Origin of the sequence: Xanthomonas sp. DAR33341 (genome assembly GCF_003992815.1) — a bacterium.
GTDB classification, from domain to species: Bacteria; Pseudomonadota; Gammaproteobacteria; order Xanthomonadales; family Xanthomonadaceae; genus Xanthomonas; species Xanthomonas cissicola.
Window position 1 is genome coordinate 14,564 of the sequence record NZ_QEYV01000025.1, and the last position, 22,166, is coordinate 36,729.

Below are 22,166 nucleotides of genomic sequence, written 5' to 3' on the forward strand. Positions count from 1 at the left end.
CATGACACGCGCGTTCAATTTCAGTGCCGGCCCTGCGACATTGCCGGAATCGGTCCTGCGCCAGGCGCAGGCAGAGATGGTCGAGTGGAACGGCGTTGGCGCCTCGATCGTGGAAATCAGCCACCGCAGCGCCGATTTCATGGCGGTGGCCGCTGCCGCCGAAGCCGATCTGCGCAGTTTGTTGTCGATTCCCGACGACTATGCGGTGCTGTTCACCGCCGGTGGCGCCACCACCATCCAGGCCCTGCTGCCGTTGAATTTCGCCGCGCCCGGCCAGGCGGCCGACTACGTGATCACCGGGCATTGGGGCAAGACCGCGATCAAGCAGGCGGCCACATATGTGGCTGCGCGCATCGCCGCCGACGCGCAGGCCGATGGCTTCGTCGACATTCCCGCTGCGGCCAGCTGGACCTTGTCGCCGCATTCGGCCTACGTGCACATCACCGCCAACGAAACCATCCATGGCGTCGAATTTCGCGACACGCCGGACGTGGGCACGCTGCCGTTGTTTGCCGACTTCAGTTCGTCGATCGCCTCCGAGCCGCTGGATATTTCGCGCTACGGCCTGATCTACGCCGGCGCACAGAAGAATCTTGGTCCTGTCGGCATTTCGGTGGTGATCGTGCGGCGCGATCTGCTGGAACGTGCCGGGCAACCGCGTGCGGACATCTTCAATTACGCCTCGCATGTCGCGCGCGATTCGATGCTCAACACCCCGCCGACCTGGAACTGGTATCTGCTCGGGCTGACCGTGAAGTGGATGCTGGAGCAGGGCGGAGTGCAGGAGTTTGCGCGCCGCAATGCAGAGAAGGCCGCGCTGGTGTACGGCGCCATCGATGGTTCCGGCGGCTTCTATCGCAACCTGATCAAACCGGCAGTGCGTTCGCGCATGAACATCCCGTTCTTTCTGCCGGACGAGCGGCTGGATGCGCTGTTCGTCAGCGAATCCAAGGCAGCCGGGCTGCTCGCGTTGAAGGGTCACAAGGCAGTCGGTGGCATTCGGGCGTCGCTGTACAACGCGATGCCGGTGGCGGGCGCGCAAGCGCTGGCCGCGTTCATGCACGACTTCCAGCAGCGTCACGGCTGAGTCTTCATCTACCTGCGGCGTCTGCCGCGCAGGCGCATGCGCGGCCAGCGCACATGCGCCGCCATTTTAGGAATGCCCAGCAATGGCCCCCAAGTCCAACAAGCCCACGGCCGCCACAGGCGGCAACAAAAAGCCGACCAAGACAGCGACGAGTGCTTCAGCCGGCAAGCCTGCAAACACGCCGGCTGAAAAGGCCGCGATCAAGACCGCCGCGCCGGTGCTGGCCGATGTGCGTGCCAAGATCGACGAGATCGACCGCAATATCCAGGCGCTGATTGCCGAGCGCGCCAACTTCGCGCATCAGGTCGGCAAGGCCAAGGGCAAGCTTGCGGCGGCGGTGGATTACTACCGCCCCGAGCGCGAGGCGCAGGTGCTGCGCATGGTGGTGGACCGCAACGAAGGCCCGCTCAGCGACGAAGTGCTGGTGCACGTCTACCGCGAAATCATGTCGGCGTGCCTGGCTCAGCAGGAGCCGCTGAAGATCGGTTATCTCGGCCCGGAAGGTACCTTCAGCCAGCAGGCGGTGCTCAAGCATTTCGGCCGCTCGGCGGTGGGCTTGCCGATGGCGACCATCGAAGAAGTGTTCCAGGAAGTGGAAGCCGGCAATGCCGACTTCGGCGTGGTGCCGGTGGAAAATTCGGGGCAGGGCACCATCCAGGTCACCCTGGACATGTTCCTGACCTCCAACCTGAAAATCTGCGGCGAAGTCGAGCTGCGGGTGCATCAGTACCTGCTCTCGCGCAACGGCCGGCTGGAAGATATCGAACGCATCTACGCGCATTCGCAGTCGTTCGCGCAGACCGCGGGTTGGTTGCGCTCGCATTTGCCCAAGGTGGAAAAGATCGCAGTGTCCAGCAACGCCGAAGGCGCACGCCGCGCACGCAATGCTGAAGATGCCGCGGCCATCGGCGGCGAAAGCGCAGCGCATGTGTATGGCTTGAAGAAAGTCATCATGAAGTCGATCGAGGACGACGACGACAACACCACGCGCTTCTTGGTGATCGGGCGGCAGATCTTTCCTTCGTCCGGGCACGACCGCACGTCGGTGCTGGTGTTCATCCACGACAAGCCGGGTGCGTTGTTCGACGTGCTCAGCCCATTCGCACGCCACGGCATCAGCATGAACCGCATCGAATCGCGGCCCTCGCATCAGGCCAAGTGGGAATACGGCTTCTTCATCGATCTGATCGGCCATGTCGAAGACGATGCGATGAAGCAGGCGCTGGCCGAACTGAAAGCGCACTCGGCACAGATCAAGGTGCTGGGTTCGTATCCGGTGGCCATTCCCTGAGCATCGAGGCTCGATACGACAATCCATGCCGGCGCGCCGCGACCTTGTATCGACGGCGACGCCGCATCCTTCTTCAAGCGCATCGTCGGCGTTGGCGATGCCGCAGCCATCGGATCACATGCATGAGCAGCAGCACGCACCACTGGATTGCCCGACGCGGCACCGCACTGCAGGGCAGCCTGGCCATTCCTGGCGACAAGTCGGTTTCGCACCGCGCGGTCATGTTCGCCGCGCTCGCCGACGGCGTTTCGCAGATCGATGGGTTTCTTGAAGGCGAGGACACGCGCTCTACCGCCGCCATTTTCGCCAAGCTGGGCGTGCGCATCGAAACGCCGTCGGCGTCGCAGCGCATCGTGCATGGTGTGGGTGTAGATGGTCTGCAGCCGCCGACCGAGGTGCTGGATTGCGGCAATGCCGGCACCGGGATGCGTCTGCTGGCCGGCCTGTTGGCTGCGCAGCGCTTCGACAGCGTATTGGTGGGCGATGCGTCGTTATCCAAGCGGCCGATGCGGCGCGTGACCGGCCCGCTGGCGCAGATGGGCGCGCGGATCGAGACGCAGGACGACGGCACGCCGCCACTGCACGTGCGCGGTGGGCAGGCGCTGCACGGCATCGATTTCGTCTCGCCGGTTGCCAGCGCGCAGGTCAAGTCTGCGGTGCTGCTGGCCGGTCTCTATGCGCAGGGCGAGACTTCGGTGACCGAGCCGCATCCCACCCGCGACTACACCGAGCGCATGCTGTCGGCGTTCGGCGTGGAGATCGATTTTTCGCCTGGCAAGGCCCGTCTGCGCGGTGGACAGCGTCTGCGCGCGACCGATATCGCGGTACCTGCGGATTTTTCGTCGGCTGCGTTCTTCATCGTCGCGGCCAGCGTCGTTCCCGGCTCGGAAGTGGTGCTGCGCGCGGTCGGATTGAATCCGCGCCGCACCGGGCTGCTGGCCGCGTTGCGCCTGATGGGCGCAGATATTGGCGAAGAAAACCATGCCGAACACGGCGGTGAGCCGGTCGCCGATCTGCACGTGCGTTACGCGCCATTGCGCGGTGCGCAGATTCCCGAGGCGCTGGTGCCGGACATGATCGACGAATTCCCGGCCTTGTTCGTGGCTGCCGCTGCAGCGAGCGGGCAGACCGTGGTGACCGGCGCCGCCGAATTGCGCGTCAAGGAGTCCGATCGCCTGGCGGCGATGGCCACCGGCCTGCGCACGCTTGGCATACAGGTCGACGAAACGCCGGATGGTGCGACCATCCATGGCGGCAGCATCGGCAGCGGCGTGATCGAAAGTCATGGCGACCATCGCATTGCCATGGCGTTCGCCATTGCCGGCCAGCTATCCACGGGTCAGGTGCAGGTGAACGACGTGGCGAATGTGGCGACCTCGTTCCCGGGCTTCGACACCCTGGCACAGGACGTCGGATTCGGGCTGGAAACTGCCGGGCATCGGTAACGCGTCTGTTCTCCGCCGAGTGGCTTGGAAGGGTCTGCCAGCGAGTCAGGAGGCAAACGACGGCCGCGACATCTCCACCGTTGAGGGCAAAAAGCCGCAGCGCTGAGCAACTCCTTACCGCTGCGCGGTGAATTCCACCGGCACCTGCACGCTGCTCACTACTGCATGGCCGTCGCGCGTGGCGGGCTCGAAGCGCCACCGACGCAAGCTCTCCATCACCGCTGCATCCAGCCGCGGGTCGTCGCTCCCGCTCCGCTCGACGATGGTCACATCGCTCACCCGGCCCTGTACATCCAGTTGCAGACGTGCGGTGCGGCTGCCCTGAATGCCGGCACGCGCCACGGCGGCGGGGTAGCTCGGCATTGCGTTGCCCGGGAGCGGCTTGGCTTCTACGCTGCTGATCGCTGGGCGAGCAGGCTGGTGCGCCACCATCGTCATCGCGCGCGGGCCATCGGTCGTTGGCAGGATCTGCCGACTTTCCACCGGCAGCGGCCGCGTATCGGGAGCGAATGACTCATCGCTGTGGCGTGCCCACCACCAGCTGGGCACCACGACGAGCAGCGCCACCAACGTTGCCCACATCCAGGGCGACGCGCCGTCGCTCGCCACGTTCTGCTGCCGCTCTTGGGGGCGCCGGCCGTGTCGCGGCAACGACGATGGATGAGTGGATGAAGGATTCGAAGTGACGGACATGGCCGGCCTCCTGCGCATCTGGGGATGACGGAACCAGTCTGGTTGGCGATACCTGAGGGAGAGCTAAGGCAGCCGGTAGAGGAAGCGCCAGAGCTTGCCGGATGTTCAGCTTAGTCAAGCTGACATTGCGGCGCGGTTAAACAACATGGCGCTTCCGGCTGCGGGGCGTTCACAGAGCCTGCCACCTCAGGCCTGGATACGCGCAACGCAGTGACAAGGACCAGCTGCGAAGGGTTAGCTGCGCTTACTGCGCCGGCTTGAACTCGAATGGGATGTCCATGCTGCCAGCGACCGGCTGACCATTGCGCTGCGCCGGGTGGAAGCGCCAGTGCCGCACCGCTTCCATGGCCGCACGGTCCAGATCGCGCGAGCCGCTGCGCTGCACCAGGGTCACGCCACCGGGATTGCCGGCGGCATCCACGTCGACCCGCACCACCACATCGCCGGCATCGCCGCGACGCAGCGCAGCGGGCGGGTAGCGGGGCGGCGGCATCTGGCCCTGGATCGGTACCGGGCGATCTCCGCCAGCCACCGGCGCGTTGACCGGCACGGCGCTGCCAGCGGCACCTGGCACCACATTTTCCGGCAGCGGCGTCGGAGCGGGTGGGGCCGGTGGTGCGGTGTCCACCAGGGTGGGGGTTTCGGCTGGCGGCTTGGCCTGCGGCATGTCGCTGGCACCGTCCTGGGCGGGCAACGGCGCCGGCAGCGGCGCGATGGTGTCGTCGGTCTGCGCGCCTGCGGTCGGCTGCGCCGGCGAGGCCTTATAGAAGTCGTCCTTGCGGCCGGTGGCCCAGACCAGCAGGAACAACAGCAGGCCGGCAGCGAAGGCGATGCCGGCGATTTTCAGCGTGTGGCGGGGCAGACGCAGAACGATAGGGCGATCGGACGCGGGACGGGGCGCGGGCATAGGACTCACCTGAAGAATCGTCGCAATTCTGGCATAGCCGTAGTGAATTGATCGCAGCAGGTGGCGGAACAGGCGATAATCTCGCGCTATTCCACTGACGCACATATTCCGATGCTAGATCCGGCCCTGCTTCGCCAACACCCCGCCGACCTTGCCGAGCGCCTGCGCAGCACGCGCGGTTTCTCCCTGGACACTGCGGAACTGGAGTCGCTGGAGAGCGAGCGCAAGCGTATCCAGGTGCGCACGCAGGAACTGCAGAGCCAGCGCAATTCCAAATCCAAGGCGATCGGGCAGGCCAAGGCCAAGGGCGAAGACGTGGCCGCGCTGATGGCCGAAGTGGCCGGGTTCGGCGATGAGCTCAAGGCGTCCGAAGACGCGCTGGATGCGATTCGCGCCAAGCTCGAAGGCATCGCGCTTGGCCTGCCCAATCTGCCGGCCGAGGGTGTGCCGCTTGGCAAGGACGAGAGCGAGAACCTCGAGCAATCGCGTTGGGGTACGCCGCGTCAGTTCGATTTCGCCGTCAAGGACCATGTGGAACTCGGTGCGCCGCACGGCTGGCTGGATGGCGAAACGGCAGCCAAATTGTCGGGTGCGCGGTTCACCGTGCTGCGTGGTCCGGTCGCGCGTCTGCACCGTGCGCTGGCGCAGTTCATGCTGGACCTGCATGTGGGCGAACACGGTTACGAAGAAACCAACGTGCCGCTGCTGGTCAATGCCGATTCGATGCGCGGCACCGGTCAGCTGCCGAAATTCGAAGACGATTTGTTTCAGACCGAAGTCGGCGAGTCGCGCCGTTATCTGATCCCCACCTCCGAAGTGCCGCTGACCAATATCGTGCGCGAGGAGATCGTCGACGCCGAGCGTCTGCCATTGCGCATGACCGCGCATTCGATGTGTTTCCGCGCCGAAGCCGGCAGTGGTGGCCGCGATACGCGCGGCATGATCCGCCAGCACCAGTTCGAAAAGGTGGAGCTGGTGACCGCCTGTGCGCCGGAAGACAGCGATGCCGAGCATCAGCGCATGACGCGCTGCGCCGAAGTAGTGCTGGAACAACTCGGTCTGCCGTATCGCAAGGTGTTGCTGTGCACCGGCGACATGGGGTTTTCCGCGATCAAGACCTACGATCTGGAGGTATGGTTGCCGTCGCAGAACACCTATCGCGAAATTTCGTCCTGCTCCAATTGCGGCGATTTCCAGGCGCGGCGCATGCAGGCGCGCTGGCGCAATCCGGTCAGCGGCAAGCCGGAGTTGCTGCACACGCTCAACGGCTCGGGCACTGCCGTGGGTCGCGCGATGATCGCGGTCATGGAGAACTACCAGAATGCCGATGGCTCGATCGATGTACCGCAGGTGCTGCGTCCGTACATGGGCGGGATCGAGCGGATCGGCTGAGCGCCGCTAACAGGAAGGCGGCGCCCATCACCAGGCGGCGCGGGCGGTGTTCGGTGCGCATGTCGCGTTCGGGCACTGCGGTTGCCCGGCTAGACCCTCGCTCACCAAACGCGTGCTCGCGACGCTTTGGTAGCCGACAAATGCGAGTGTGGAGTGCAGTCTGCGTTGTCTGGCGCACATCGTTTGAGGCGTTTGAGCGCGAGCTCCTTTGCTAGTGGAGATTGACGAAAAAAAACGGGACCAGCGCTGGTCCCGTTTGTCGTTTACGGCATGTCGCCGTCATGACGATCTTTCGATGCGTCGACGCATCACGCCGCACGCTTACGCGCCAACAGCAGCCTCTTCTTCAGACAGCCCGGCCAGCGCCGAGGCCAGCGCATCGGCGCGATGCTGCGGCGAATACGCCACGCCTTCTGCGCGCACGAAGCTGATGTCGTCGACGCCCAGGAAGCCCAATACCTGGCGCAGATACGGCTCCTGAAAATCGTTCGTGGGATCGGCATACAGGCCACCACGCGCGCTGGCAATGATGACGCGCTTGCCGCCGGCCAGGCCTTCCGGACCATTGGCGGTGTACTGGAAGGTGCGCCCGGCGACTGCAATGCGATCGATCCAGGCCTTGAGCGTGGAAGGGATGGCGAAGTTGTACATCGGTGCGCCAATCACGATGACATCGGCCTGCAGGAACTGCTGCATCACCGCTTCGGCGGCCGCGGCCTCTGCCGGATCGGTCTGCGCCAGCGTTTGCGCGGTCAGATGCGGAATCGGGTCGCGGTCGAGGTCGCGATACGACACGTGCACCTCGGGATGGAGCCGGCGCTGCTGCTCCACGACGGCGGCGCTGAGCTCGCGGCTGATGGAATTGGCGCCGAGCGCGCTGGAGTCGAGGTGCAGCAGTTTCATGACGGTGACCTGTGGCAAGCGGCATCGCCGCGGAGGTGTGCAGCCTAGGTCGTTGCTCTGTTGGAATAAAGGTGATTAAATATCACTTATCGTTCTATCCATGGATACATGCGCCATGCACGACCTGAATGACCTGTATTACTTCGCGATGGTGGTGGATCACGGCGGCTTTGCCGCTGCCGAGCGTGCGCTGGGCATCCCCAAATCGCGCCTGAGCCGCCGCATCAGCCAGCTCGAGACCGACCTGGGCGTGCGCTTGTTGCAGCGCTCCACGCGCCGTTTCGCGGTGACCGACGTCGGCACCAGCGTGCACCGGCATGCGCAAACCATGCTTGCCGAGGCCCAGGCCGCGCGCGAGGTGGTGGATCGTCTCAGCGCCGAGCCGCGCGGTCTTGTACGTGTGAGCGTTCCTGTTTCGCTTGCGCAGATCCAGTTGCCCAAGTTGTTGCCGGAATTCCTGGCCAAGTATCCCAAGGTGCGGCTGCAGCTCAATATCAGCAATCGCCGCGTGGATGTCATCAACGAGGGTTACGACATTGCGCTGCGTGTGCGCTCGCGCCTGGACGACGACGGCAGCCTGGTGATGCGCAGCTTCGGCCAGGTGCAGGAACTGCTGGTTGCCAGTCCCAAATATCTGGATCGCGCCGGGCGCCCCAAGGACCCCAGCGAGCTGGCCAACCACACCACCATGAGCACCAGCGAAGACGAAGCGCATCAGCGCTGGGAGCTGCACGGCCCGAACGGCGAAATGCGCCGCGTCGATCTGCAGCCACGCCTGGCCGGCTTCGACTTCCCGCTGCTGCAGTCGATGGCGCGCGACGGCTTCGGCATCACCATGCTGCCGGAAACCGTATGCGCCGAAGCGGTGCGGAGCGGCGAGCTGGAAGTGGTGTTGCCGCACTGGTCGCTGCCGCAGGGCATCTGCCATGCCGTGTTCGCCTCGCGTCGCGGCCTGCTGCCGGCGGTGCGGGTGTTCATCGACTTCCTGGCCGAACACCTGCCCCAGGAAATCGAACGCTCGCGCCTGGATTGCGGCGGCAATTGCGCCGAACTGGCGGAAAAGCTCAAGCGTGCCGCCGGCACGGCGCCGCGCCTGGTGGTGGCCGAAGCGGGCTAAGCGTCCGTGACGAAGCTGGCCAAGGCCTGGGTTGGCCGCGGAGGCCGGTCTGCGTGTACGTTGGCAGTCCGCTAGCTGCGGGCAGCCAGTTCGCCGCAAATGTTCGGCAGGCTGCCTGTGTGCTCAGGCGTCTTCGGCCGACCGCACCGTGTAGCGGCCGAGCACCATGAGTGGCCCGGTATGCTGCGCCAGCTAACGGCGGCGGCGTCACTGAGCAAAACGCGCCCGGGCATGCGAGAATGCGCGCCCGGGAGCGATCCTGGGAGAGCGGGCCGCACAGGATGTTCGTGCGGCCACAGCCAGGGCCACCCGCGCGAGGCGGGTCGCCCGCGTGGCATCCGACGCCTTCGGCGGTCACGCGCAGCAGCATCGGAGAGATGGCCGAGCGGTTTAAGGCACCGGTCTTGAAAACCGGCGAAGGGTCAAACCTTCCGTGGGTTCGAATCCCACTCTCTCCGCCATACGTCGTTGCAAATCGCAGAGGTGCCGTGACGTTCCGCCGCGCACACCGCTCGTCCCATCTGCTGTCCCATACTCTGTGCGATGGTCGCCCTGACGATCAATGTGTCAGCGGGCTGATCGCTCAGCGGTGCGCTAGACCGTGCAGTGCAGGTGGTCGCGCTGCCGGCACCTGCATCGCTGCTATCGCTTTCAGGACGATCCGGAGCGAGCAGCGCTCACCTTACTACGGGAGCTGCACGCGCTTAAAACGCAGATGAGCCAGATCCGCGTCTGGGCATAAGCCCCTGTCCATCACTTGCTGTGGGCGCCTGCAGTGATAGTGCTGTATTGCCACTCCGCTTAGCTGCTGCTGCGATGCATGACACCTCCCTCCTGATCAACACCGACCTGCCTGCGCTGCAGGCCGCTGGCGATGCGGCCGGGATACTCTGGACGATCGGTCATTCCACCAGGACCTGGGAGGCGTTCGTTGCGCTGTTGGGCGCGCATCGGATTGAGGCATTGGTGGATGTGCGGCGCTTTCCGGGCTCGCGTCGCTACCCTTGGTTTGCCAGCGACACGATGGCGCAGGCATTGGACGCGGCGTCGGTGCGCTATCTGTGGCTGCCCGCGCTGGGCGGACGTCGCAAGGCGCAACCCGGATCGCCCAATGGCGCGTGGCGCAACGCGGCGTTTCAGGGCTATGCCGACCATATGACCAGCGCCGACTTCGGCGCCGGGCTGGAGCAAGCGACGGCCATGGCACGGGAGCGGCGTACGGCGCTGATGTGCGCCGAAGCGCTCTGGTGGCAGTGCCATCGCCGCTTGATTGCGGATCTGTTGCTGCACCGCCGGTGGCAGGTGCTGCACATTCTTGGCGAGACCGCGGTGCAGCCGCATCAGTTGAATGCCGATGCGCGCCCGGTTGGGCGCGATCTGATCTATCCGCCGCGGCAGGTTGGTCTGTTTTCCGCCGAGTAGGCGCCTGCGGTAAGTCGAGGCCCAGACGATCGCCGCGACCGTCGCTTGTCTATCGAACGCGATCGCGCGGGCTCACAGCACCGTTGCGTTGACCTTGAAGACGTCCACTGCGCGGGTGAGTTGCGTGGAGTGCTGTTCCAACGCGTGCGCGGCGGTGCTGGCGGCTTCGACCAGGCGCACATTGTGTTGGGTGGTCTCGTCCATCTGCGCGATGGTGTGATTGACCTGTTCGATACCGCCGGCTTGTTCGTTCGAGGCGGCGGAGATGTGGGCCATGATGTCGGTGACGTGCTGGACGCTGGTGACGACTTCGCCCATGGTGGTGCCGGCGGTGTGCACGAGTGTGGAGCCGTCGGCGACGCGTTGTACGGAGTCGTCGATGAGCCGCTTGATTTCTTTTGCTGCGTCCGAGGAGCGGTGCGAGAGCGTGCGCACTTCCGATGCGACAACGGCGAAGCCGCGGCCTTGTTCGCCTGCGCGTGCGGCCTCCACCGCGGCGTTGAGGGCCAGGATATTGGTCTGGAAGGCGATGCCGTCGATGACCGAAATGATGTCGGCGATGCGCCTGGAAGCGGCTTCGATGCCGGACATCTGTTCGATGACCTGGCCGACCACGTCGCGGCCTTCCGTGGCGATCGCGGCGGCGCCGCGTGCGAGCTGGTTGGCGCGGGCGGCGTGCTCGGCATTCTGCTTGACGGTGGAGGTCAGCTCTTCCATCGAGGCGGCGGTTTCTTCGAGGCTGGCGGCTTGTTGTTCGCTGCGCTGCGCCAGCTCCTGATTGCCGCTGGCGATATCTTCTGCGGCGAAGCCGATGCTGTTGGAGGTTGTCTGGATGCGGGTGACGATGTCGGTGAGGCGGTGCACGGTGCTGTTGGCGTCGTCGCGCATGGAGGCGAACACGCCGTGAAAATTGCCGGACATGCGCACGGTCAGGTCGCCATCGGCGATCGCGCGCAGCAGCCCGGAGAAGTTGGCCAGGTTGGTATCGGAGGTGGCCATCATGGTGTTGAGGTTTTCCACCATCAGGCGGAAGTCGTGCTCGAACTTCTCCGGCTGGCCGCGTAGCGCGAAGTCGCCTGCGCAGGCGGCCTGGGTCAGTTCCTGGATCTGCGCGTTGATCGCCTGCAGGTTGCGCTTGACCTGCTGCATGGTGGCAGTGATGGCGGATTTTTCGCCGGGATACTGCTCGATGTCCTGGGCAAGATCGCCAACCGCGTAGCTGCCCATGACCTCGGTCATGCGCAATTGGGTCTGCACGTGGGCGTGCACGAGCGCGTTGGTGTCTTGCACCATGTCGCCATATTCGCCGGGGAAACGCCGTGCGTCGGTGCGGTAGCTGATTTCGCCGGCGTCGTGGCGCGCAGCCATGCTGCGTTGTGCGGAGATCACTTCCTGCAGGCGCCGCTGCATCTGCTGCATGGCGCGCAGCAGTTGCCCGGATTCGTCGTTGCCGGTCGCTGCGTCCTGGCTGCGCAGGTCGCCGTCGTTGATGCGCTGGGCCAGGCGCAGCGACTGGCGTAGCGGCAGCACCACACTGCGCGTGAGCAGGAACGCGATGGCGGCGCCCAGCAGCAGGGCGACCACGGTGGACATCACCATCAGCATCGCAAAGCCGCGCGCGGTGGCAACGGCCTGCCTGGCGGCTTGGCGGTTCTTGGCTTCCTGCAGATCGATGAAGGCGTTGATGCTGGCCAGCCAGGCAATGAAGGCCGGGCGCGCTTGCTGCAGCAGGTGCTGTTGTGCCTGCGCCTTGTCGGCCGCATCGCGGAACGCGCGCACTTGCGCGATCAGCGGCAGGGTGCGCTGCTCGATGGTCTTGATCTGCTGGAGAATGTCTTTCTCTTCCGCATCGGTCGAGCTGGCGATCATGTCGTCGAGCGGTTGCGCAGAGCGTGCGTAATCGGCAGCGAGCTTGTCGATCGATTGTTCGGCGGCGTGGCGGTTCGCGGGGTCGTCCATGAGCACGACATCGCGCAGCGCGATGGCGCGGTCGTGGACACTGCCGCGGAAGTTGATCGCGTAGCGCTGCTTGACGCTGTTGACTTCATTGATGGCAGTCAGCTGCTGGTCGATGCTGCGAACGCGTTGGATGCCGACCACGGTCAGGATCACCATCAAGACGATGATCGCGAGAAAGCCCAGGGCCAGGCGCTGTCCAATGCGCAGATTCGGGAAGAAATGCATAGGGGTTCGATCGGTGTTCCGACTGGCGGACGAGCGGGGGAGTCCCGGCAACTGCAGGGAGACGAAGGCGCGCGCGACACCGCAGGAGCCAGCGCAACGGCCGCCGCTCTAGTGGTGTCTCGACATGTTCGTTAGCGACCTCTAGCGTTGGAACTGAAGCCGTAGCGTCTGCCGGTTCAGGTGCTGGTGGGGCTGTCCACTGCGTGCCGAGCGATCTCCTCGCTCGCAGCGGGCTCACGGCGGCAGCGCTGCCGCGCACGGCGCACCGGCGCCTGTCAACGGCGCTTTAGGGATAACGCGAGAGATCCGGCGCCTTGATCGCCGGCGTCATCCACTTCGCAGCGAGGTTCTGCACGCTTGGCTGGCTGGCGAGTTTGAGCGCGCCATGCAGCAGATGGATGCCGAGCCGGCTATGCGGGTTCATCAGGCGTGGGCCGATCTTCGGCACGCCCTGGGCCTGCTCGACCATCGGACGCATGGCGGTGGCGTAGGCCGCGAAGGCCGCGTCCAGTGTGTCCGCCTGGGCGATCTCGTTGGCCAGCACATACGCGCCGGTCACTGCCAGGGTGGCGCCGATCCCGGCCAATGGCGTCGCGCACCAGGCCGCATCGCCGGTGAGCACGGTGCGGCCGCTGTGCCAGCGTTGCATACGCACCTGGCGTAGGGCATCGAAGTAGAAATCGTCGGTGCCGTGCATGCCATCGAGTACGCGGGCCGCTTGCCAACCGGCGTCGGCAAAGCGCTCGTGCAGGTAGGCCTTCTGGGCGTCGACGCTCCAGTCCTGTTCGCCCTCGGGCGGTTTCTGCAGCGAGAGCATGGCGCGCGTGGTGCCGTGCCGGTCGGGTCGCAACGAGATGCTGCGCCCGCCGGTGGTGTGGTACCAGCGCCACAGCCGGTCGTCGTCGGCGCTGCGCGGGATGGTGAAATAGGCGATGGTCAGATCCATCCAGCGCGGATCGTTTTCCCCGGGGAAAACCTGTTCTCGCGTCGAAGAGCCCACGCCTTCGGCGACGATCACTGCGTCGAAGCGTTCGCTGCATCCGCTTTCGAAGGTAACGGTTGCGGCATCGCTGCCGGCAGCGTCTTCGACGCTGGCGATGCGGTCGCCGAAGCGATATGCCACATGGCTGCGCGCGGCATCGTAGAGCAGGCGGGCCAGATCGCCGCGCAAGATCTCCAGTTCGGCGGTAGGGCCATCGCCATCGACGTCTTCGGTCTTGAAGGTGGCGACGGCCTGGCCGTGCGCGTCGATCCAGGCGGTGCCTTCTTCGCCGGTTCCCTGCGCCAGCGCGGCACGTTCCAGGCCCATGCGTTGCAGCACCTCACGGCCGACACCACGGACATCGATATTCTGGCCGCCATCGCGAAACCGGGTGGCGCGTTCCGCCACGGTGACATCGAAGCCGCGATGGGCGAGTGTCCAGGCGGCAGTGTTGCCGGCGATGCTGGCGCCGGTGATGAGGATGCGACGCGGCATTGCAGTCACCCGGGGCAGGAAATATCAGGCATGATATTACACGTCTTGCCCGTGACGCTCCATGTTCGCGATCAGCCGGTGCATCAACGCGACGGTCTGCTGCACCTCGTCGGTGGAAAAGCCTTCCAGCGCCACTGCGTTCATACCCAGCAGCGCACGCCCACCGAGCTCGGCAATCTTGCGCCCGCGGGCGGTGAGCGCCACCAGCGCGGCGCGGCGATCCTGCGGGGTCGGGGTGCGCTTGATGAGCTTCAGTCCCTCCAGCTTGTCCAGCAGCGCCACCATGGCCGGCTGCTTCACGGCCGAGGCGATGACCAGGTCGCGTTGCAGCATCGGGCCTTTCCAGGACAGCAGCATGATCGGGCCGATCAGCGCCAGCGACACGCCGTGCGGCCGCAGGTGGGCGTCGACCAGACGGTTGAAGACCCGCGCCGCATGGTTGGCCAGATACCCTGGCGCGACCGCAGCCTGCGGATGGATGAGTTCATTTTGATCAAGCATTTGGACGACCGTGCGTTGCCCTGGGGGCCATCGGGCAATGTTACGTCTCCTGCAGTGCGGCATGGCGGTCGGCGCCGCGTGGCAACGCGCGCAAGCCTGGCGGCTTGGCTGTCAAGGCGATATCGCGCTGCTGTGCTGCCGAAGACGGCACGGCCCCATGCGCGCAGGCCAACGGCCGTGCCGGCCGTGGCGTAGGCTGCGTGCAGCCGCAAACGCAGGCGTGGAAGCTGCCTGGTTCAGTCGCCGCAGACGGGTGTGGCTGGACGCCACCTGCCATAGGCCAGATGATGGGCGACCGCGCGCCGCTTGGTCTTGCCGACGAGTCGTGCGCCTGCGGCGACCTGGTCTTTTCAACGGTTGGACATGATGCACGGATGGGTGATGGAGAAGCTCACGGCAGGCGACCTCGCGGTCGTGCGCGGCGCGTGCCGTAGCGGCGACCTGCGTGTGGACGCACAGCGGGTACGCCGTCTATGAATGCGGAATTTCCGCACGGCAACAGCGTCATGGCGCAGGCGGTGCGCAACCACCCCTGGGCGGCGAGCCCGCTGGGACCCACCGCACAGTGGCCATCGCCATTGCGCAACGCGGTCGATCTGATGCTGGGTTCGCCCGAAAGCATGTATGTGGTGTGGGGCGATGCGCTGACCTTTTTCTACAACGACGCCTACACGCCGATCCTGGGGCCGCGCCAGGCGCAGGCGCTGGGCGCGCCGCTGCGCGTGCTGTGGGCCGATGCCTGGGAGGCGGTGCGCGAGCCGATCGAGGCGGCTTTCGTCGGCCAGGCATCGCGCTTTGAGGAAGTGCCCATCGGCATGAACCGTTACGGCGTGCCGGAGCAGACCTGGTGGACGTTCTCGTTCTCGCCGATCTACCTGGACGATGGCCGGGTGGGCGGCGCGTTCTGTGTCACCAATGAAGTCACCGCGCGCAAGCTGGCGCAGGCGCGGCTGGCCGACGAACACGAGCGCCTGATCCGCCTGTTCGAGCAGGCGCCGATGTTCATGGCGTTCCTGAGCGGGCCCCAGCATCGGGTGGAGTTCGCCAACCCGTGTTATTCGCGTCTGATCGGCCACCGCGATGTGATCGGGCGGCCGTTGGCCGAGGCGCTGCCGGATGCGGTGGAGCAGGGGCATGTGCGTCGCCTGGACGAGGTGTACCAGTCCGGGCGCGCGTTTTCGGCCAATGCGCTGCCGTACATCGTGCAAGCGGTGCCGGGTGGTCCCACCGAGCGACGCTTGCTGGATCTGGTCTATCAGCCGATCGCAGGCGCCGACGGCACCATCTCCGGCATCTTCGTGCAGGGTCTGGACATCACCGACCGCATCAGCCTGGAACGCGCGGTGCGCGAGGCCGAAGTGCGCAACCGGCAGATCCTGGACAGCGTGATGGACTACGCCATCATCGCCACCGATATGCACGGGCGGGTGACGTCGTGGAACGAAGGTGCCCGGCGCATTCTGGGCTGGAGCGAGACCGAGATGCTCGGGCAATCACTGGAACGCATGTTCACGCCGGAAGACGTCGAACAGCGGCAACTCTTGATCGAAGCGGCGGCAGCGCTGGAAAGCGGCAGCGGCATGGACGAGCGCTGGCACGTGCGCAAATCCGGCGAGCGGTTCTGGGCCAACGGCTCGCTGATGGTGTTGCGCGAAGAAACCGGCGAGGCGATCGGGTTCGTCAAGGTGTTGCGCGATCGCACCGCCGAGCGGCTGGCCAGCGAGGCGCTGCAAAAGAGCGAGCGGCGCCTGGACGCACTGGTGCGCGCGTCGTCGCAATCGATTTTTTCCGCCAGTGCCCACTGGCGCGAATTGCGCCAACTGGTGGGCGACGGCGTGCTGAGCGACGCGGTGTCGGCCACGCCCGACTGGCAGACGATGGTGCACCCGGACGACCGTGCGCGGTTGGCGCAAGCGCTTGCGCAGGCGACTGCCAACAAGTCTGGTGTGGATGTGGAATACCGGGTGCTGGGCGCAGATGGGCATGTGGGTTGGACCTTGATGCGCGCGATTCCGTTGCTCGATGAGCGCGAGCAGATCGCCGAATGGTTCGGCACTTCTGCCGACATCACCGACAAACGCGTGGCCGAAGAGCAGCTGCGTCAACTTACCGAGACGCTGGAAGAGCGCGTGCGCGAACGCAGCGCGGCGTTGTTGCTTGCCGAAGAGAAGCTGCGTCAAAGCCAGAAGATGGAGGCGGTGGGGCAGCTGACCGGCGGGCTGGCGCACGACTTCAACAATCTGCTCACCGCCATCAGTGTTGGCCTGGAACTGCTGCAGACGCGCATCGAACAGGGCAAATACGACCGGCTGGAGCGCTATGTGGAAATGGCACAGTCCAGCGCGGCGCGCGCCACCGCACTGACCCAGCGGCTGCTGGCGTTTTCGCGCCGGCAGACGCTGGCGCCCACCGCACTGGATGTGGAAGCGCTGGTGCGTGGCATGCACGACATCATTGCGCGCACGCTGGGGCCGTCGATCGCGCTGCAGCTGCGTCCGGCGGACCAAGCATGGCAGGTGCTGGTGGACGCGCCGCAGCTGGAAAATGCGCTGCTCAATCTGTGTATCAACGCGCGCGACGCCATGCCCGATGGTGGGCAGCTCACCATCAGTCTGCACAACCGCGCGCTGGATGCCGCTGCCGCGCAGCAGCTGGAGCTGCCACCTGGCGATTACGTGTGCCTGAGCGTGCAGGACACCGGGACCGGCATGACGGCCGAGGTCATGGCCAGGGTGTTCGAACCGTTTTTCACCACCAAGCCCATCGGCCAGGGCACCGGGTTGGGCCTGTCGATGATCTATGGGTTCACCCGCCAGTCCGGCGGGCATGTGCGCATCGATTCGGAAGTGGGCGTAGGCACCACCATGGCCTTGTACCTGCCGCGTTTCACCGGCGTGCTGGCGCAGGACGACATGGCACCTGCCGATGCGCCGCTGCAGCGCAACGCGGCGCACAGTCGCACCGTGTTGTTGGTGGAGGACGAAACCGCGATTCGTGTGTTGATTTCCGAAGTACTCACCGAAGCCGGATACCGCGTGATCGAAACCGCCGAGGGCAGTGCGGCGGTGGAGCGCTTGCGCTCGCAAGAGCACATCGATGTGCTGGTGACCGACGTCGGCCTGACCGGCGGCCTCAACGGGCGTCAGGTTGCCGATGCCGGGCGGCAATCGCGTCCTGCATTGCCGGTGCTGTTCGTCACCGGCTATGCGGCCAGTGCCGCAGTGGGCGCGGGCCAGCTCGACGATGGCATGGAAGTGCTGACCAAGCCATTCCAGGCCATCGAGCTGGAGCGGCGGGTGGCGCAGTTGCTGGAGCGTCGCGCGCGCTAATCGTTGCCGGTGCTGCTGTGAGCCGCTCGCTGCACTGGTAGCGATCGCCTGAGATGCGTGTCGCAGCGAACGTGGCGCAAAGATGCAGCGTGCGTACGCGGTTGGGCCTGCCTAGAGCGCCGTCTGCACGGTGCCCAGCAGATCGCGCAAGGAAAATGGCTTGGTCAAAAGATGCATGCCGGTATCCAGAAAGTCGGCACGTTTGGCGATTTCGCCCGCGTAGCCAGTCATGAAGACGATGGGCAGCGCGGGGTAGAGCATGCGCGCCTGATCGGCAAGGTCGCGCCCGTTCATGCCAGGCAGGCAGATGTCCGATAACAGCAGATCGAACGGACATGCCCTGGTGAGTTGCGTCAGCGCGTGTTCGGCGTCGGCAGAGGCCACCACGTGGTAGCCCTCGTCGCCAAGAATGTCTGCAGCCATTTCGCGGATTGCGTCGTCGTCTTCGACCAACAGGATGCGTGCGTTGGGTAATGCGTAAGCCACTACGGTCCTCGAGCGATCGCAATGCTGCGATGCTTCGCCCTGCACGGTAGGCGCACCTGCGTGACGGCAGTGTGGGACAGTGCAACACGATGCGTGCACCGCTGCAGCCCTGGTCATGCACTAGGCTTGGGAATCATCGTAGAACACGGCAATTCTGGTGATTTGCGATACCCGCAACAGCCATGACGTGCCTTGCGTCAAGTAAAGCAAACTGATCAGTTCAGTCGCTCCCACCGGGTCATACTGTCCGCGTGTTAAATTCAGCTCCATGAAGAACGTGACGCAGATGATCGCAAACCGCATCACTACTGGCAGTACCGGGCTCGACACTATCGTGCGAGGTGGGCTGCCCGCCAACCGCTTGTACCTGCTCGAAGGCCAGCCCGGTGCCGGCAAAACGACTTTGGCGCTTCAGTTTCTGTTGGATGGTGCGGCCAAGGGCGACAGCTGCCTGTATGTGACCTTGTCTGAAACCATCGACGAGCTCACCGAAGTGGCTGCTTCGCATCATTGGTCGTTGGAGTCCCTGCATATTTTTGAGCTGGCATCCGCCGAGGCGTTCTTGGGCGAACGGCGGCAGCAATCCATCCTGCATCCATGGGAGATGGAGCTGGATGGCACCATCAAGCTCATCCAGGCCGAAGTGGATCGGGTCAAACCGACGCGGGTGGTGTTCGATTCGTTGTCCGAGTTGCGCCTGCTTGCGCAGGATTCGCTGCGCTATCGGCGCCAGGTGCTGGCGCTCAAGCAGTATTTCGCGCCGCGCAACATCACGGTGTTCCTGGTGGACGATCTGACCGGCGAGCACGGCGAGCGCGATGCGCATCTGCACAGCCTGTGCCATGGGGTGATTTCGCTGGAGCGCATGACGCTGGAGTTCGGTGCGGCGCGGCGCCGGATGCAGGTGCAGAAATTGCGTGGCGTAGATTTCATCGCCGGCTATCACGATCTGGCCATCGTCACCGGCGGTATGCGCATCTATCCGCGTTTGATCGCCTCCGACCACCACCTGCCATTTGTCGGCGAACCGGTAGGCAGCGGAGTGGAGCGCATCGATGCATTGCTGCATGGCGGCCCGTTGCGCGGTACCAGCACGCTAGTGACCGGGCCAGCCGGCTCGGGCAAGACCAATCTGGCATTGCAGTTCGTGGTTGCCGCGTGCGAGCGCGGCGAGCATTGCTGCGTGCTGGAGTTCGACGAGCGCACCGGCACCTTGTTGAAGCGTGCCGAAGGCCTGGGCATGGATCTGCGCAAATATATGGACGCGGGTCTGCTGGAGTTGCACCAGATGGATCCGGCCGACGTCACGCCGGGCGAGTTTGCCTGGACGGTACGCGGCAGCGTGGAGGAGCGCGCGTGCCGCATCCTGGTGATCGACAGCCTCAACGGGTATCTGGCGTCGATGCCGCAGGAAAAGCAGCTGATGTTGCAGATGCACGAGCTGTTGTCGTATCTCAACCAGAGCGGGGTGACCACATTCCTGATCAACCCGCAGCAGGGGCTGGTCGGCAGCATGGCGACCAGTAGCACCCTCAATGTCTCCTACATGGCCGACACCGTCGTCTTGCTGCGCTTTTTCGAGGCGAAAGGACGCATCCGCAAGGCCTTGTCGGTGATCAAGAATCGCAGTGGCGCGCATGAAGATGCGATTCGCGAACTGCGCATCGGCAGCAGCGGCCTTCAACTGAGTGAGCCGCTGGAGAAATTCCACGGCGTGTTGACCGGTACGCCGCAGTTTGTCGGAGACGACGGCCCGTTGCTGGATCGTCCCATTGACTATCTGTGACGCGGACGGCTCCATCGTTCATATCATCGCGCCATTCGGACGCGATGCGCAGAGCATTGCCGGCATCGTTGGCGAACGCGGGCTAGCGCGCCGGGTCCATGCCACGCTGGACGCGCTGGCGGGCGACCTGCACGATGGTTCCGGCGTGGTGGTCCTGACCGAAGAAGCGATCCGCGGCGACCTGCATGCGTTGTCGCACATCCTGCAAGGCCAGCAGGCCTGGTCGGACATTCCGTTCGTGTTGTTGCGCACGCCGCGGGGTGCGCACAACCGCCGGCAGGTGCGTCTGCCGGCCGAGATGACCAACGTCATCGAGTTGGAGCGGCCGCTGAGCTCGGCCTCGTTGCTGAGCGCCATCTCCACCGCGTTGCGCGCACGGCAGAAGCAGTTCGTCATCCGCGACCAGCTGGCGCAGTTGGCCGAAAGCCGCACCGCGCTGGCGCAGAGCGAGGCCGAACTGCGCCGGGTGACCGATGCGCTGCCGGTGCTGATCGCTTTCATCGACAAGAACTTGGTGTACCGCTTTGCCAATCGTTCTTACGAAGACTGGATTGGTGTGCCGCCTTCCAACGTGATCGGGCGGCCGTTGGCGGATGTGGTCGGGCCTGCGGTGGTTCAAGAACGCCGCGCCTGGATCGAGGCCGCGTTGGCCGGTCAGACGTTGACCATTGAAACCAGCTGGCCGCATGCCGATGGCCGCCGCCGCGATGCGGAAATCCGCTACATGCCGCGCTTTGATGCGGACGGCAAGGTGGATGGATTCCATGTGTTCGCCACCGATGTGACCACACGTGCGCTGGCGCTGGAATCGATCCAGCAACAGGCCAACCTGCTGGAGGTCAAGGTGGCCGAGCGGACCGCCGAGTTGCAACAGCAGATGCTGGCGCGCGAATCCAGCGAAGCGGCGCTGCGCCAGGCGCAGAAGATGGAAGCGGTAGGCCAGCTTACCGGTGGCATCGCACACGATTTCAACAACATGCTCACCGGCATCTTGTCTGCGCTGGATCTGGCGCGGCTGCGCATCGACCAGGGGCGCACCGAAGGGCTGGGCCGCTTTCTGGATGTGGCCTCCGCCTCGGCATTGCGCGCAGCTGCGCTCACCCAGCGCCTGCTGGCATTCTCGCGGCGTCAGTCGCTACAGGCGCGGGATCTGCAGTTGAACGATCTGGTGGCGTCGTTGCAGGAGTTGCTGGCGCGCACGTTGGGCGAATCGGTGCGTCTGGAGATCGATCTTTGTGCGGAACTGCCGTTGGCATACGTTGACGAAAATCAGCTGGAAAGCGCACTGATCAATCTGGCCATCAACGCCCGCGATGCCATGCCCGACGGCGGGCAGCTGCGTATCGCAACCCGGCAGCTGCAGGTGGAAGATCAGCCGCTGGAACTCGGCCGTGGCATCGCCTTGGCGCCGGGGCGTTACGTGGTGGTGTCGGTCGCAGATACCGGGACCGGCATGCCCGCCGACGTGCTTGAACGCGTGTTCGAGCCGTTCTACACCACCAAGCCGATCGGCCAGGGCACCGGCCTGGGCATGTCGATGATCTACGGTTTCATACAGCAGTCCAACGGCCAGGTGTGGGTGGAATCGCAGCCGGGCGCGGGCACCACGGTCAGTCTGTATCTGCCCGCCGGGGTTGCGGCGCAAACCGCAGTGCCGCAGACGCAGAGCGATGCGGTGCTGGCAGGTCAGGGCCAGCAGGTGCTGGTGGTGGAAGACGACGAGCAGGTGCGGCTGCTGGTCACCGAACTGCTCAGCGAGCTGGGTTACCAGGCCGACGTGGTGGCCGACGCGGACGCGGCGCTGCCGATTCTTGCCTCGCCACGGCGGATCGACCTGCTGGTCACCGATGTCGGCCTGCCGGGCCTCAACGGGCGCCAGTTGGCCGAGATCGCGCGGCAGTCGCGGCGCGATCTGCCGGTGATCTTCATGACCGGCTACGCGGAAACGGCACGCGACCGTGGCGAATTTCTCGGCGAAGGCATGAGCATGATCGCCAAGCCATTCACGCTGGGCGAGTTCAGCGGAAAGCTGCACGAAGTGCTTGGGCCTTCGGCCTGAGTGCGGCTAACGCGATGTAGCGAGCCAGTTGAACGTGGGTGATCCATGGAAGCGGTGGGTACGAGTGGTGGCTTTCGCTCTTGCGTG

16 protein-coding genes and 1 tRNA gene are annotated in these 22,166 nt (G+C 65.1%); 10 read left to right on the top strand and 7 right to left on the bottom strand.

Annotated features, from left to right (window positions below; all coding sequences use genetic code 11):
• The first annotated feature begins 1 nt into the window (after position 1).
• The 3 genes from serC to aroA all read left to right on the top strand — a co-directional run bounded on the left by serC (position 2) and on the right by aroA (position 3,823).
• Entirely contained in the window at positions 2-1,087 is a 1,086-nt protein-coding gene (gene serC / locus EO156_RS09945) for a 3-phosphoserine/phosphohydroxythreonine transaminase (protein WP_029828699.1), read from the top strand.
• An 82-nt stretch (positions 1,088-1,169) separates the two neighbouring features.
• On the top strand, positions 1,170-2,378 hold the full coding sequence (pheA, locus tag EO156_RS09950; protein WP_003485797.1) for a prephenate dehydratase: 1,209 nt from the start codon (positions 1,170-1,172) through the stop codon (positions 2,376-2,378).
• 122 nt (positions 2,379-2,500) lie between these two features.
• Positions 2,501-3,823 (top strand): 3-phosphoshikimate 1-carboxyvinyltransferase, encoded by a 1,323-nt coding sequence (gene aroA / locus EO156_RS09955; RefSeq protein ID WP_003485795.1) that lies wholly within the window; start codon positions 2,501-2,503, stop codon positions 3,821-3,823.
• Positions 3,824-3,937: 114 nt separating this feature from the next.
• Here the strand turns inward: aroA and EO156_RS09960 are convergent, their stop codons facing one another.
• Both EO156_RS09960 and EO156_RS09965 read right to left on the bottom strand, forming a co-directional pair.
• A complete protein-coding gene (locus EO156_RS09960; RefSeq protein WP_016850382.1) occupies positions 3,938-4,405 on the bottom strand; it encodes an energy transducer TonB in 468 nt (155 codons plus the stop codon).
• A 355-nt stretch (positions 4,406-4,760) separates the two neighbouring features.
• The gene (locus EO156_RS09965) at positions 4,761-5,423 is read right to left on the bottom strand and encodes an energy transducer TonB (protein WP_029828702.1); all 663 of its coding nucleotides are present in this window, start codon (positions 5,421-5,423) and stop codon (positions 4,761-4,763) included.
• A gap of 111 nt (positions 5,424-5,534) precedes the next feature.
• On the opposite strand from EO156_RS09965, the gene serS reads away from it, so the two are divergent.
• Positions 5,535-6,815, top strand: coding sequence for a serine--tRNA ligase (serS, locus tag EO156_RS09970; protein ID WP_003485789.1), 1,281 nt, complete (start codon positions 5,535-5,537; stop codon positions 6,813-6,815).
• A 321-nt stretch (positions 6,816-7,136) separates the two neighbouring features.
• Here the strand turns inward: serS and EO156_RS09975 are convergent, their stop codons facing one another.
• Complete coding sequence (locus EO156_RS09975; protein WP_016848930.1) at positions 7,137-7,718, bottom strand: FMN-dependent NADH-azoreductase; 582 nt, start codon at positions 7,716-7,718, stop codon at positions 7,137-7,139.
• Positions 7,719-7,818: 100 nt separating this feature from the next.
• Here EO156_RS09975 and EO156_RS09980 point away from each other — a divergent pair, with 100 nt between their 5' ends.
• From EO156_RS09980 to EO156_RS09990, 3 genes are all read left to right on the top strand, one after another.
• Positions 7,819-8,835 carry a LysR family transcriptional regulator gene (locus tag EO156_RS09980; protein WP_003485786.1) on the top strand — a complete coding sequence of 339 codons (1,017 nt, stop codon included), beginning with the start codon at positions 7,819-7,821 and terminating at the stop codon, positions 8,833-8,835.
• A gap of 371 nt (positions 8,836-9,206) precedes the next feature.
• A tRNA-Ser gene (locus tag EO156_RS09985) sits at positions 9,207-9,296 on the top strand.
• A 355-nt stretch (positions 9,297-9,651) separates the two neighbouring features.
• The gene (locus EO156_RS09990) at positions 9,652-10,257 is read left to right on the top strand and encodes a DUF488 domain-containing protein (RefSeq protein ID WP_003481708.1); all 606 of its coding nucleotides are present in this window, start codon (positions 9,652-9,654) and stop codon (positions 10,255-10,257) included.
• 72 nt (positions 10,258-10,329) lie between these two features.
• Here the strand turns inward: EO156_RS09990 and EO156_RS09995 are convergent, their stop codons facing one another.
• The 3 genes from EO156_RS09995 to EO156_RS10005 all read right to left on the bottom strand — a co-directional run bounded on the left by EO156_RS09995 (position 10,330) and on the right by EO156_RS10005 (position 14,419).
• Positions 10,330-12,441 (bottom strand): methyl-accepting chemotaxis protein, encoded by a 2,112-nt coding sequence (locus EO156_RS09995; protein WP_016848931.1) that lies wholly within the window; start codon positions 12,439-12,441, stop codon positions 10,330-10,332.
• A gap of 286 nt (positions 12,442-12,727) precedes the next feature.
• Positions 12,728-13,918, bottom strand: a complete 1,191-nt coding sequence (locus tag EO156_RS10000; protein WP_016848932.1) for an FAD-dependent monooxygenase — start codon at positions 13,916-13,918, stop codon at positions 12,728-12,730.
• Positions 13,919-13,954: 36 nt separating this feature from the next.
• Positions 13,955-14,419, bottom strand: coding sequence for a MarR family transcriptional regulator (locus tag EO156_RS10005; protein ID WP_005914855.1), 465 nt, complete (start codon positions 14,417-14,419; stop codon positions 13,955-13,957).
• 473 nt (positions 14,420-14,892) lie between these two features.
• Between EO156_RS10005 and EO156_RS10015 the strand changes: the two genes are divergently transcribed.
• Positions 14,893-17,748 (top strand): PAS domain-containing protein, encoded by a 2,856-nt coding sequence (locus EO156_RS10015; protein ID WP_016848934.1) that lies wholly within the window; start codon positions 14,893-14,895, stop codon positions 17,746-17,748.
• Between the two features lie 111 nt (positions 17,749-17,859).
• On the opposite strand, the gene EO156_RS10020 is transcribed toward EO156_RS10015, so the two are convergent.
• On the bottom strand, positions 17,860-18,204 hold the full coding sequence (locus EO156_RS10020; protein ID WP_026006821.1) for a response regulator: 345 nt from the start codon (positions 18,202-18,204) through the stop codon (positions 17,860-17,862).
• A 298-nt stretch (positions 18,205-18,502) separates the two neighbouring features.
• Here EO156_RS10020 and EO156_RS10030 point away from each other — a divergent pair, with 298 nt between their 5' ends.
• Positions 18,503-20,020: an ATPase domain-containing protein gene (locus tag EO156_RS10030; protein ID WP_016848937.1), complete on the top strand. Its 1,518-nt coding sequence runs from the start codon at positions 18,503-18,505 to the stop codon at positions 20,018-20,020.
• Complete coding sequence (locus tag EO156_RS10035; RefSeq protein WP_016848938.1) at positions 20,007-22,079, top strand: PAS domain-containing protein; 2,073 nt, start codon at positions 20,007-20,009, stop codon at positions 22,077-22,079. The genes EO156_RS10030 and EO156_RS10035 overlap by 14 nt, the downstream gene beginning before the upstream one ends.
• The last annotated feature ends 87 nt before the right edge of the window (positions 22,080-22,166 follow it).